We start from the raw sequence: 13,743 nt of genomic DNA, 5'->3' as shown, positions 1-13,743 counted from the left end.
TGCCAGAAAAGCCTTCAAGCCCCGATCATCCCTTGGTCGGGTTCGGGCCGCACGTTCTACTCCCTAGGGACGATTCCGGTCCCCGGGAGCAGAAGCGGTCGAACCGCGCACCACCAGTTCCGGCATGAACACGAACTCGCTGTGCGGTGCGGGCGTCCCGCCGATCTCCTCCAGCAGCGTCCGCACCGCCGCCTGGCCCATCGCCGGGACCGGCTTGCGGATGGTGGTCAGCGGCGGGTCGGTGAACGCGATCAGCGGGGAGTCGTCGAAGCCCACCACCGAGACGTCCCGGGGGACCTCCAGGCCCAGCTGCCGGGCGGCCCGTATCGCGCCCAGGGCCATCATGTCGCTGGCGCAGACCACGGCCGTGCAGTTCCGCCCGATGAGCGCGGTGGCGGCGGCCTGGCCGCCCTCCAGGGTGTAGAGGGAGTGCTGCACGAGCTCCGACTCGACGGCCGCCGCGTCCAGACCCAGCTGGTCCTGCACGGCGCGCACGAAGCCCTCGATCTTGCGCTGGACCGGGACGAACCGTTTCGGTCCGAGCGCCAGACCGATCCGCGTGTGGCCGAGCGAGGCGAGGTGGGTCACCGCCAGCGTCATCGCGGCCCGGTCGTCGGGGGAGATGAACGGCGCCTGCACCTTCGGCGAGAAGCCGTCGACCAGCACGTACGGCACGCCCTGCGCCCGCAGCCGCTCGTAGCGCCCCATGTCGGCGGTGGTGTCCGCGTGCAGCCCGGAGACGTAGATGATGCCGGCGACCCCCCGGTCGACGAGCATCTCGGTCAGCTCGTCCTCCGTCGACCCGCCCGGGGTCTGCGTGGCCAGCACCGGCGTGTAGCCCTGCCGGGTCAGCGCCTGGCCGATGACCTGCGCGAGGGCGGGGAATATCGGATTCTCCAGCTCGGGGGTGATCAGGCCCACCAGGCCCTCGCTGCGCTGCCGCAGCCGTACCGGGCGCTCGTAGCCGAGCACGTCCAGCGCGGCGAGCACGGACTGGCGGGTGGTGGCGGCGACGCCGGGCTTGCCGTTGAGGACGCGGCTGACGGTCGCTTCGCTCACCCCCGCCTGCGCAGCGATGTCCGCAAGCCGTGTGGTCACGGCACCGGACTGTACCGGCCGTATCGTCATCGCGGTCCCTCTGTTGTGGTCGGCGCCCAGGTCCCGCAAGGGATGATCCCCGTGACGGAGCCGGATAGCAAGAGCTTGCAGAGTCTTGCACAATCGGGCCCTTTCCCGCTCAGCCACGTAAGACAAGGGTCTCGTGGCGGTCGAGGAGGGGTCACGGCGGCATAACATCCGCACCCTCTTGCACTTTTTTTCTGCAAGGTCTTTCGCAACGCTTGCATCGCTGTTACGTTCCCACTCGCCCGGCGGCGGCGACGGCGCGGTCGGCAGGACGGCAGGGGCGGCGGACGGGACCGCCCCCTGTCAGCACTCGGGCTTAACCCTCAAGGAGAACTCATGCGGCGTGGCATAGCGGCCTCCGCACTGGTGGCGTCCCTCGCCCTCACGGCGACGGCGTGCGGCGGGAGCGACAGCGACAGCGGAAAGTCGGACGGCCCGGTCACCATCACCTGGTGGGACACCTCCAACGCCACCAATGAGGCACCGACGTACCAGGCCCTGATCAAGCAGTTCGAGGCCGCCAACAAGAACATCAAGGTCAAGTACGTCAACGTCCAGTTCGACCAGGCGCAGAACAAGTTCGACACCGCAGCCGGCTCCAGCGGCGCCCCGGACGTGCTGCGCTCCGAGGTCGGCTGGACCCCCGCCTTCGCCAAGAAGGGCTACTTCCTGCCGCTCGACGGCACCGAGGCGCTCGGGGACAAGGACAAGTTCAAGTCCAACCTGATCACTCAGGCGCAGTACGGCGGCAAGACCTACGGCGTGCCGCTGGTCACCGACACCCTGGCCCTCGTCTACAACAAGGCGCTGTTCAAGAAGGCCGGCATCACCGAGGCCCCCAAGACCTGGGACGAGCTGAAGGCCGACGCCTCCAAGATCGACGCCAAGGAGCACGTCTACGGCTACTGGGGCTCCACCGCGGCCTACTACGCCCAGAGCTTCCTCTACGGCGAGGGCACGGACACCGTCGACGCCTCCGCCAAGAAGATCACCGTCGACTCGGCCGCCGCGAAGAAGGCCTACGGCACCTGGCTGAGCACGTTCAAGGGGCAGGGCCTGCACAAGGCCGACACCACCGCCGACGCCTACGCCCACATCCAGGACGCGTTCGTCAGCGGCAAGGTCGCCTCGATCATCCAGGGCCCCTGGGAGATCACGAACTTCTACAAGGGCTCCGCGTTCAAGGACAAGTCCAACCTCGGCATCGCCACCGTCCCGGCCGGCTCCACCGGCAAGGCGGGCGCCCCGACCGGCGGCCACAACCTCTCGGTCTACGCCGGCTCGGACAAGGCCCACCAGGCGGCGGCGCTGAAGTTCGTCAACTACATGACCTCGGCGAAGTCCCAGGAGACCATCGCCCTGAAGAACTCCACGCTGCCCACCCGCGACGACGCCTACACCGCCCAGGTCAAGGCCGACCCCGGCATCGCCGGCTACCAGGGCGTCCTGGCCGCCGCCCAGCCGCGCCCGGCGCTGCCCGAGTACAGCTCCCTGTGGGGCCCGCTGGACATCGAGCTGCCCAAGGTCGCCGCCGGCAAGGAGTCGCTGGACAAGGGCCTGAGCAACGCCGAGGTCGCCATCACCAAGCTGGTGCCCGACTTCAGCAAGTGAGCCCGCGTGGCCGCCGGACCTCCCCCACGCGAGGGGGGAAGGATCCGGCGGCCACCGGCCTGTGCCCAGGCCCGCCCCCTGATCTTTCGAAGGTGTCGAACATGACAGTCGCCATCGACCGCGCCACCGGCAACCGCCGCGGTGACCGCGCGCCGCGGCCCGGCCTGGGCCAGCGCATCAGACACGGATTCCAGAAGCACTGGTACGCCTACGCGATGATCACGCCGGTCGTCGTCGTGCTCGGCGTCATCGTGGGCTACCCGCTGCTGCGCGGCCTCTACCTCACCCTGACCGACGCCAACAGCCTCAACTCGGCGCGCACCATCGGCGTCAACCACATCGACGCCACGTACAAGTTCATCGGGATCGACAACTACAAGGACATCCTGTTCGGCCCGTTGTCGTACGACCGGTTCTGGTCGCACTTCCTGTGGACCGTCTTCTGGACCGTCGCCTGCGTCGCCCTGCACTACACCATCGGCCTGGGCCTCGCGCTGATGCTCAACGAGAAGCTGCGCGGCCGCACCTTCTACCGGGTGCTGCTGGTCCTGCCCTGGGCCGTGCCGACCTTCGTCACCGTCTTCTCCTGGCGGATCATGCTCTCCGACTCCGGAGTGCTCAACCAGGTCCTCCACTCGCTGCACCTGCCCCAGCCGCAGTGGCTGGAGGACACCTTCTGGCAGCGGTTCGCGGCGATCATGGTCAACACCTGGTGCGGTGTGCCGTTCATGATGCTCTCGCTGCTCGGCGGCCTCCAGTCCATCGACTCCTCGCTCTACGAGGCCGCCGAGATGGACGGGGCGAGCCCCTGGCAGCGCTTCCGGTACGTCACGCTGCCGGGTCTGAGGTCCGTCAGCTCCACCGTCGTACTCCTCGGGATCATCTGGACCTTCAACCAGTTCGCCATCATCTTCCTGCTGTTCGGCCCCACCGGCGCGCCCGACGCCCAGATCCTCGTGACCTGGGCCTACTACCTGGGCTTCGGACAGCAGCCGCGCGACTTCGCCCAGTCCGCCGCGTACGGAGTGCTGCTGCTGTCGGTCCTCACCGTCTTCACCTCCTTCTACTTCCGCTGGCTGAAGCGCAATGACCAGCTCGCCGTCTGACGCCGCAGGAGCCGCCGCCATGAGCACCACGACCCTGGAAAAGACCGAGGCCGGGCCCGCCTCCACCGCGCGCCCCACGCGCCGCACCCGCCGGCGGGGCGAACGCGGCCCGCTCGGCGCCGCCCTCCTGCACGCCGGCCTCGCCCTCGCGAGCCTCGTCGCGATCGCGCCGGTGGCCTGGCTGATCTTCCTCTCGCTCGGGCCGGACAAGGACGACTACCTGCACCCGAGCAAGATCCTGGGCAAGCTGACCTTCTCCAACTACGGCTTCGTGCTCCAGCACACCGCCTTCTTCGACTGGTTCAAGTCGACGATGATCGTGGCGCTCGGCACCACCCTGATCGGCGTCTTCGTCGCCGCCACCACCGGCTACGCCGTCTCGCGCATGCGCTTCCCCGGCTACAAGTCGCTGATGTGGGTGCTGCTGCTCACCCAGGCCTTCCCGATCGCCATCCTGATCGTGCCGATGTACGAGATCTTCAGCGAGCTCGGTCTCATCGACACCTACTGGGCCCTGATCGTCATCAACTGCACCACCGCCGTGCCGTACAGCGCCTGGCTGCTCAAGGGGTACTTCGACACCATCCCCTTCGAGATCGACGAGGCGGGCCGGGTGGACGGCCTCACCCCCTTCGGCACGTTCGCCCGGCTGATCCTGCCGCTGGCCCGCCCGGGGCTGGCCGTCGCGGCCTTCTACAACTTCATCACGGCCGTCGGCGAGGTGGCGTTCGCGACCACCTTCATGCTGGACGACTCCAAGTACACCTTCGCCGTCGGCCTGCAGAGCTTCGTCAGCGAGCACGACGCACAATGGAACTACATGGCCGCCACCGCGGTGTTGATCGCGATACCCGTGTCCGTGTTCTTCTACCTTGTCCAGAAAAACCTGGTGACCGGCCTCACCGCCGGCGGCACCAAGGGCTGACCTCCCGCCCACCGCACAAGGGCTCCCGCGCGCCTGTCCGCGCGGGTGGCGGCCGCGGTGCCCATCCGACCCCGCCGGCACCGCGGCCGCCTCATCAGCGCACCCGAGAAGCCCCATGACCGAGTTACACACAAGGACGCACAAGGACGCCATGAGCCAGCACTCCGCCGACCCGGCACCGAGCCCCGTTTCCGAGTCAGCTGTCGCCACCGTCGCCCAGCGCCGCGACTGGTGGCGGGACGCGGTGATCTACCAGGTCTATCCGCGCAGCTTCGCCGACAGCGACGGCGACGGCATGGGCGACCTGGAGGGCGTGCGCTCCAGACTCGCGCACCTGCGCGACCTGGGCGTGGACGCCGTCTGGCTCAGCCCGTTCTACGCCTCGCCGCAGGCCGACGCCGGCTACGACGTGGCCGACTACCGCGCCGTCGACCCGATGTTCGGCAACCTGCTGGACGCCGACGCCCTGATCCGCGACGCCCACGGGCACGGCCTCAGGGTCATCGTCGACCTCGTGCCCAACCACTCCTCCGACCAGCACGAGTGGTTCAAGCGGGCGCTCGCCGAGGGCCCCGGCTCGCCGCTGCGGGAGCGTTACCACTTCCGCCCCGGCAAGGGGCAGGACGGCGAGCTGCCGCCCAACGACTGGGAGTCCATCTTCGGCGGCCCGGCCTGGACCCGGGTGACCGAACCGGACGGCTCGGCCGGGGAGTGGTACCTGCACCTCTTCGCCCCCGAGCAGCCCGACTTCAACTGGGACCACCCGGCGGTGGGGGACGAGTTCCGCTCGATCCTGCGCTTCTGGCTGGACATGGGCGTCGACGGCTTCCGCATCGACGTGGCGCACGGCCTGGTCAAGGCCGACGGCCTGCCCGACCTCGGCTCCCACGACCAGCTGAAACTGCTGGGCAACGATGTCATGCCGTTCTTCGACCAGGACGGCGTGCACGAGATCTACCGGCAGTGGCGGCTGATCCTCGACGAATACTCGAATAAAAAGGGGCCCGAAGGGCCTTCGTCAGAAGGGCGGTGGTGGGAGACGGGTGGGCGGATCTTCGTCGCCGAGGCGTGGACGCCGACCGTCGAGCGGACCGCGAACTACGTCCGGCCCGACGAACTCCACCAGGCCTTCAACTTCCAGTACCTGAGCACGGAGTGGGACGCCGAGGAGCTGCGTACGGTCATCGACCGCACCCTGGAGGCGATGCGCCCGGTCGGCGCCCCCGCCACCTGGGTCCTGTCCAACCACGACGTCACCCGGCACGCCACCCGCTTCGCCAACCCGCCCGGCCTCGGCACCCAGATCCGCACGGCGGGCGACCGCGCGCTGGGCCTGCGCCGGGCGCGCGCGGCCACCCTGCTGATGCTCGCCCTGCCCGGCTCGGCGTACATCTACCAGGGCGAGGAGCTCGGTCTCCCCGACGTCGTCGACCTGCCCGACGAGGTGCGCCAGGACCCGGCGTACTTCCGGGGTGCCGGCCAGGACGGCTTCCGCGACGGCTGCCGGGTGCCGATTCCGTGGACCCGCACGGGATCCTCGTACGGCTTCGGCAGCGGCGGCAGCTGGCTTCCGCAGCCGTCGAGCTGGGGGGAGCTGAGCGTCGAGGCGCAGACCGGTGTGCCGGGCTCGACGCTGGAGCTGTACCGGGCCGCGCTCGCCGCCCGCCGGGACCACCCCGCGCTCGGCGCGGGCGACGCGGTGGAGTGGCTGCGCGCCCCCGAGGGCGTCCTCGCCTTCCGGCGCGGGGAGTTCGTGTGCGTCGCGAACACCACGGGGGAGGCGGTGACGACCCCGGCGTACGGCAGGGTCCTGCTCACCAGCGGTGAGGTGACCGAGGCGGGCGGCGAGGCGAAGGTGCCGGCCGACACCACCGTCTGGTGGACGACGGCGGACTGAGGGCCCGTCTGAAAGTTCTTGCATCAACTTCACAAAGGCCCGCTGCCTTTTCGGCAGCGGGCCTTTAACATCTGCGTCACCGCAAGTTTGCTGAAACATTGCAGCAAGCGCCTTCAACGACGAAGGAACCCCACATGGCACGCAGAACCCTCCCCGCGGTACTGGCCCTCGCCGCCGCCTTTACGGTTGGCATGTACCCGACTACCGCACAGGCCTCCCCGCCCGGCGTCAAGGACGTCACCGCCGTCCTCTTCGAGTGGAAGTACGCCTCGGTCGCCAAGGAGTGCACCAGCACCCTCGGCCCCGCCGGCTACGGCTACGTCCAGGTCTCCCCGCCCGCCGAGCACATACAGGGCTCGCAGTGGTGGACGTCGTACCAGCCGGTGTCGTACAAGATCGCGGGTCGCCTCGGCGACCGTACGGCGTTCCGGAACATGGTCGACACCTGCCACGCGGCCGGCGTGAAGGTGGTGGTCGACACGGTGATCAACCACATGTCGGCGGGCTCGGGCACCGGCACGGGCGGTTCGTCGTACACGAAGTACGACTACCCGGGGCTGTATTCGGTCTACGACTTCGACGACTGCACCTCCCAGGTGACGAACTACGCCGACCGCTGGAACGTCCAGCACTGCGAACTCGTCGGCCTCGCCGACCTGGACACGGGCGAGGAGTACGTCCGCAAGACGATCGCCGGCTACATGAACGACCTGCTCACCCTCGGCGTGGACGGCTTCCGCATCGACGCGGCCAAGCACATCCCGGCGGAGGACCTGGCCAACATCAAGTCCCGTCTGACGAACCCTTCCGCCTACTGGAAGCAGGAGGTCATCTACGGCGCCAACGAGGCCGTCCAGCCCACCGAGTACACCGGGAACGGCGACGTCCAGGAGTTCCGTTACGCCTACGACCTCAAGCGCGTCCTCAACAACGAGAAGCTCGCCTACCTGAAGAACTACGGCGAGGGCTGGGGCTACCTGAGCAGCTCGGTCGCCGGCGTCTTCGTCGACAACCACGACACCGAGCGCAACGGCTCCACCCTGAACTACAAGGACGGCGCCGACTACACCCTCGCCAACGTCTTCATGCTGGCCTACCCCTACGGCGCCCCGGACATCAACTCCGGCTACGAGTGGACGGACGTCGACGCGGGCCCGCCGGGCGGCGGCACGGTGAACGCGTGCTGGCAGGACGGCTGGAAGTGCCAGCACGCCTGGCCGGAGATCAAGTCCATGGTCGCCTTCCGCAACACCACCCGCGGTCAGTCGATGACCGACTGGTGGGACGACGGCAACAACGCGATCGGCTTCGGGCGCGGCAGCAAGGGCTACGTGGCCATCAACCACGAGTCCTCGTCCCTGACCCGCACCTACCAGACGTCCCTGCCGGCCGGGACCTACTGCAACGTGCAGAACAACACGGCGGTGACGGTGAACTCCAGCGGTCAGTTCACCGCCACTCTGGGCTCGAACACGGCTCTGGCGCTCTACGCGGGCAAGTCCAGCTGCTGAGCAGGCCTGCTGACTGTGCGTGAAACTTCTTTCTCCGGGTTTCACAAGTCTTGCTGCAACCCTTTCGTCGGCGGTACGGTCGCGCCGGGGTCGGACCCGAATGAGCCGTAATCGCAAGGAGTTCCCGCCTGTGATACCGAGATGGCCGGCGCCCCTCAGGCGCCGTACCGCCTACGTCAGACGGGCGGCGGCCGTCACCGCCGTCGCCCTCGTCGCCGCCCTGGCCCAGCCACTGGCCGCCGAGGCCGCCACTTTGCCCACGCCCCCGTCGGACGCGGCCCTCGCCGCCCAGCCCGCCCGGCACGACGACACGCGCGAGCAGTTCTACTTCGTCATGCCGGATCGTTTCGCCAACGGGGACACGTCCAACGACAAGGGCGGCCTGACCGGCTCACGCCTCAGCACCGGCTACGACCCCACCGACAAGGGCTTCTACCAGGGCGGCGACCTCAACGGCCTCACCAAGCGGCTCGACTACATCAAGGGGCTCGGCACCACCGCCATCTGGATGGCGCCGATCTTCAAGAACAAGCCGGTGCAGGGGACGGGCAGCAACGCCTCGGCCGGCTACCACGGTTACTGGATCACCGACTTCACCCAGGTCGACCCGCACTTCGGCACCAACAAGGACCTCCAGACCCTCATCTCCAAGGCGCACGCCAAGGGCATGAAGGTCTTCTTCGACGTCATCACCAACCACACCGCCGACGTCGTGAACTACAAGGAGCAGTCCTCCGACTACCTCTCCAAGGGCGCCTTCCCCTACCTGACCGAGGACGGCAGGCCCTTCGACGACGCCGACCACGCCGACGGGACGGGGAAGTTCCCGGCCGTCTCCGGCGCCGACTTCCCGTACACCCCGCAGGTCACCGGCAAGGCAAAGGTCCCGGCCTGGCTCAACGACCCGACGATGTACCACAACCGGGGCGACTCGACCTACGCCGGCGAGTCCACCACCTACGGCGACTTCTCCGGCCTCGACGACCTGTGGACCGAGCGTCCCGAGGTCGTCCACGGCATGGAGGGGATCTACCAGCGGTGGGTGAAGGACTTCGCCGTCGACGGGTTCCGGATCGACACCGTCAAGCACGTCGACATGGAGTTCTGGACCCAGTGGGCGACGGCGCTCGACAAGTACGCCGCGGCGCACGGGCGGAAGAACTTCTTCATGTTCGGTGAGGTCTACTCCGCCGACACCTCGATCACGTCCCCGTACGTCACCCAGGGCCGACTCGACGCCACGCTCGACTTCCCCTTCCAGGACGCGGCCCGCTCCTACGCCTCCCAGGGCGGCAGCGCGCGGAAGCTGGCGTCGGTCTTCGGCGACGACTACAAGTACACGACCGACAAGGCCAACGCCTACGAGCAGGTCACCTTCCTCGGCAACCACGACATGGGCCGGATCGGCTACTTCCTGGAGCAGGACAACCCCAAGGCCTCCGACGCCGAACTGCTCGCCAAGGACAGGCTCGCCAACGAGGTCATGTTCCTCAGCCGCGGCAACCCGGTCGTCTACTACGGCGACGAGCAGGGCTTCACCGGCTCCGGCGGCGACAAGGACGCCCGCCAGACCATGTTCGCCTCCAAGGTCGCCGACTACCTCGACGACGACGAGATCGGCACCGACCGCACCCACGCGAGCGACTCCTACGAAACGAGCGCGCCGCTGTACAAGGAGATCGCCGCCCTCTCCAGGCTCCGCAAGGCCAACCCGGCCCTGACGGACGGGGTGCAGACCGAGCGGTACGCGGCCGACGGCGCCGGGATCTACGCCTTCACCCGTACCGACGCCAGGACCGGCCAGGAGTACGTCGTCGCCCTCAACAACGCCGGCGAGGCGAAGACCGCTACCTTCGCGACCGGCTCGGCGGGGATGTCCTACCGGGGCGTCTTCGGCGCGGACGGCACCCTGAAGACCGACGGCGACCGTGAGCTCACCGTCACCGTCCCGGCCGGCGCGGCCGTCGTCTACAAGGCGACCGGCACCCTCGCCAAGCCCGCCACCAAGCCCACGATCACCCTCGAGGCCCCGGACACCGGTGCCACCGGGACCGTCGAACTGTCCGCCGACGTCACCGGGGGACAGCTCGACCGCGTCGTCTTCGCGGCGCAGGTCGGGAACGGCACGTGGCGCACCCTCGGCTCCGCCGACCACGCCCCGTACAAGGTCACCCAGACCATCGGCAAGGACGTGCCCGCCGGAACCGCTCTGCGCTACAAGGCGGTCGTCGTCGACTCCGCCGGGCACACCGCGAGCGCCACCGCCGGCAGCACCACCGGCACTCCGCCCGCGGCCGAGGTCCCCACGGCCTCCTCCCGGGACTACGCGATCGTCCACTACAAGCGCACCGACGGCGACTACGGCGACTGGGGCCTGTACGCCTGGGGCGACATCGCCGACGGCGAGTCCACCACCTGGCCCGCCGGGCACCCCTTCACCGGCCGGGACGCGTACGGCGCCTTCGCCTACGTCAAACTGAAGCCTGGCGCCTCGAACGTCGGCTTCCTGGTCGTCGACAAGGACGGCAACAAGGACGTCTCCGCCGACCGGTCCATCGACGTCACCAAGACGGGTGAGGTGTGGGTCGAGCAGGGGAAGACGGACGTACTGACCGAGCGGCCCGATTACCCGGCCCAGGACAAGACCAAGGCCGTCATCCACTACCACCGCGCCGACGGGAACTACGACGGCTGGGGCCTGCACGTCTGGACGGGCGCCGCGAACCCCACCGACTGGTCGAACCCCCTGAAGCCGGTGAAGACCGACGCCTATGGCGCGGTCTTCGAGGTACCGCTCACCGATGGTGCCACCAGCCTCAGTTACATCATCCACAAGGGCGACGACAAGGATCTCCCCACCGACCAGTCGCTGGACCTCAAGAACGACGGCTACGAGGTGTGGCTGTTGAACGGTCAGGAGAAGTACCTGCTGCCGCAGCCCGCGGGCAGCGCCGCCGCCCTCGACCTGACCACCTCCAAGGCGGTCTGGATCGACCGGGACACGCTCGCCTGGAACGGCGCCGACGGCGCCGTCTCCACCCAGCTGCTGTACTCCCTCGACGGCTCGATCACGGTCAAGGACGGGACGCTGACCAGCGACGACGAACGCTGGCTGCGGCTGTCGAAGACCACGCTCACCGACGCCCAGAAGGCGAGGTTCCCGCACCTGAAGGACTACACCGCCTGGTCCGTCGACCCGCGCGACCGGGACCGGGTGCGCCAGGCGCTGGGCGGCCAGCTCGTCGCCTCGCAGCGCGCCGCGAACGGGGCCGTGCTCAGCGCGACCGGCGTGCAGATCGCGGGCGTGCTCGACGACCTGTACCCCGGCGCGACCAAGGCCAGGCTCGGGCCCGTCTTCCACGACGGCAAGCCGACGCTCTCGGTCTGGGCGCCGACGGCCCGGTCCGTCCGCCTCGACCTCGACGGCCGCAGCGTCGGGATGCACCGGGACGCGGCCACCGGGGTCTGGTCCGTCACCGGCCCGGCGTCCTGGAAGGGCAAGCCCTACCGGTACGTCGTGAAGGTCTGGGCGCCCACCGTCCGGAAGATGGTCACCAACGAGGTCACCGACCCGTACTCGCTCGCGCTCACCGCGAACTCGGAACGCAGCCTCGTCGTCGACCTGAACGACAAGTCCCTCGCCCCGAGCGGCTGGTCGGGCCTGCGCAAGCCCAAGGCCGTACCGCTGAGGGACGCGCAGATCCAGGAGCTGCACATCCGGGACTTCTCCGTCGCCGACAAGACGGTCCCGGCGAAGGACCAGGGCACCTACCTGGCCTTCACCGACAAGACCAGCGACGGTTCGAAGCACCTGCGCGAGCTCGCGAAGTCGGGCACCTCCTACGTCCACCTCCTGCCCGCCTTCGACATAGCCACCATCCCCGAGAAGAAGGCCGACCAGGCGAGCCCCGACTGCGACCTGGCCTCCTACGCTCCCGACTCCGACAAGCAGCAGGAGTGCGTGGCGAAGACCGCCGCGAAGGACGCCTACAACTGGGGCTACGACCCGTACCACTACACGGTCCCCGAGGGCTCGTACGCCACCGACCCGGACGGCACCGCGCGTACCGTCCAGTTCCGCGAGATGGTCAAAGCGCTCAACGACGACGGCCTGCGGGTCGTGATGGACGTCGTCTACAACCACACGGCGGCCGGCGGCCAGGCGGACACCTCCGTCCTCGACAAGATCGTGCCCGGCTACTACCAGCGGCTGCTCGCCGACGGAAGCGTGGCCAACAGCACCTGCTGCGCGGGCACCGCGCCGGAGAACGCGATGATGGGCAAGCTGGTCGTCGACTCGATCGTCACCTGGGCCAAGGAGTACAAGGTCGACGGGTTCCGCTTCGACCTGATGGGCCACCACCCGAAGGCCAACATCCTCGCCGTCCGCAAGGCCCTCGACGCGCTGACCGTCGCCAAGGACGGCGTCGACGGCAAGAAGATCATCCTGTACGGCGAGGGCTGGAACTTCGGCGAGGTCGCCGACGACGCCCGGTTCGTGCAGGCCACCCAGAAGAACATGGCCGGCACCGGCATCGCGACCTTCTCCGACCGGGCCCGGGACGCGGTGCGCGGCGGCAGCCCCTTCGACTCCGACCCCGGCGTCCAGGGCTTCGCCTCCGGGCTCTACACCGACCCCAACTCCTCGACGGCGAACGGCACGAAGGAGGAGCAGAAGGCCCGGCTCCTGCACTACCAGGACCTGATCAAGGTGGGCCTGACCGGCAACCTCGCCAAGTACCGCTTCACCGACACCGGCGGCAAGGAGGTCACCGGAGCGGAGATCGACTACAACGGCTCACCCGCCGGGTACGCGGACGCGCCGGGCGACGCCCTCGCCTACGTCGACGCGCACGACAACGAGTCGCTCTTCGACGCCCTCGCCTACAAGCTGCCGGGGGACACCTCCGCGTCCGACCGGGCCCGCATGCAGGTCCTGGCGATGGCCACCGCGAGCCTCTCGCAGGGCCCGGCGCTCTCCCAGGCAGGCACCGACCTGCTGCGCTCGAAGTCGCTGGACCGCAACTCCTTCGACAGCGGCGACTGGTTCAACGCCATCCACTGGAACTGCGCGGACGGCAACGGCTTCGGCCGGGGCCTGCCGACGGCGGCCGACAACCAGTCCAAGTGGACCTACGCCAAGCCCCTGTTGAGCTCGGTGAGCGTCGGGTGCCCGCAGATCGAGGGCGCCTCGGCCGCGTACCGGGACCTGCTGCGGATCCGCACGACGGAGCGGGCCTTCTCCCTCGGCACGACCGCTCAGGTGCAGTCGCGGCTGTCCTTCCCGCTGTCCGGGAAGGACGAGACACCCGGTGTGATCACCATGCGCCTCGGTGACCTGGTCGTGGTGTTCAACGCCACGCCCGAGAAGCAGGAGCAGCGGATCGCCGCGCTCGCCGGGCGGCACTACCGGCTGCACCCGGTGCAGGCATCGGGTGCGGACCCTACCGTCAAGTCCTCCTCGTACGCGGCGGAATCGGGCACGTTCGCCGTTCCGGGTCGAACCGTAGCGGTGTTCACCCGGGGCTGACGCACGGGCGCTAGCGTGGGTGGGGCGGTCCTCGTTCG

Annotated in this window: 7 protein-coding genes; 6 read left to right on the top strand and 1 reads right to left on the bottom strand. The window is 68.9% G+C overall.

Annotation, left to right across the window (positions count from 1 at the left end; all coding sequences use genetic code 11):
* Window positions 1-63: 63 nt before the first annotated feature.
* Window positions 64-1,098, bottom strand: a complete 1,035-nt coding sequence (locus ACFY01_RS09890; protein WP_390735165.1) for a LacI family DNA-binding transcriptional regulator — start codon at window positions 1,096-1,098, stop codon at window positions 64-66.
* 363 nt (window positions 1,099-1,461) lie between these two features.
* On the opposite strand from ACFY01_RS09890, the gene ACFY01_RS09885 reads away from it, so the two are divergent.
* From ACFY01_RS09885 to pulA, 6 genes are all read left to right on the top strand, one after another.
* Window positions 1,462-2,736 carry an extracellular solute-binding protein gene (locus ACFY01_RS09885; protein WP_390735164.1) on the top strand — a complete coding sequence of 425 codons (1,275 nt, stop codon included), beginning with the start codon at window positions 1,462-1,464 and terminating at the stop codon, window positions 2,734-2,736.
* 101 nt (window positions 2,737-2,837) lie between these two features.
* Window positions 2,838-3,842 carry a carbohydrate ABC transporter permease gene (locus tag ACFY01_RS09880; RefSeq protein WP_390735163.1) on the top strand — a complete coding sequence of 335 codons (1,005 nt, stop codon included), beginning with the start codon at window positions 2,838-2,840 and terminating at the stop codon, window positions 3,840-3,842.
* Between the two features lie 19 nt (window positions 3,843-3,861).
* Window positions 3,862-4,767 carry a sugar ABC transporter permease gene (locus ACFY01_RS09875; protein ID WP_390735162.1) on the top strand — a complete coding sequence of 302 codons (906 nt, stop codon included), beginning with the start codon at window positions 3,862-3,864 and terminating at the stop codon, window positions 4,765-4,767.
* A gap of 151 nt (window positions 4,768-4,918) precedes the next feature.
* A complete protein-coding gene (locus tag ACFY01_RS09870) occupies window positions 4,919-6,664 on the top strand; it encodes a glycoside hydrolase family 13 protein (protein ID WP_390735161.1) in 1,746 nt (581 codons plus the stop codon).
* Window positions 6,665-6,798: 134 nt separating this feature from the next.
* On the top strand, window positions 6,799-8,175 hold the full coding sequence (locus tag ACFY01_RS09865) for an alpha-amylase family protein (protein WP_390735160.1): 1,377 nt from the start codon (window positions 6,799-6,801) through the stop codon (window positions 8,173-8,175).
* A 130-nt stretch (window positions 8,176-8,305) separates the two neighbouring features.
* Window positions 8,306-13,705 carry a pullulanase-type alpha-1,6-glucosidase gene (pulA, locus tag ACFY01_RS09860; RefSeq protein ID WP_390735159.1) on the top strand — a complete coding sequence of 1,800 codons (5,400 nt, stop codon included), beginning with the start codon at window positions 8,306-8,308 and terminating at the stop codon, window positions 13,703-13,705.
* The last annotated feature ends 38 nt before the right edge of the window (window positions 13,706-13,743 follow it).

Origin of the sequence: Streptomyces sp. NPDC001480 (genome assembly GCF_042894725.1) — a bacterium.
GTDB lineage: Bacteria > Actinomycetota > Actinomycetes > Streptomycetales > Streptomycetaceae > Streptomyces.
The sequence above is the reverse complement of the archived record's forward strand: the minus strand, read 5'-3'. Positions and strand labels throughout refer to the sequence as shown.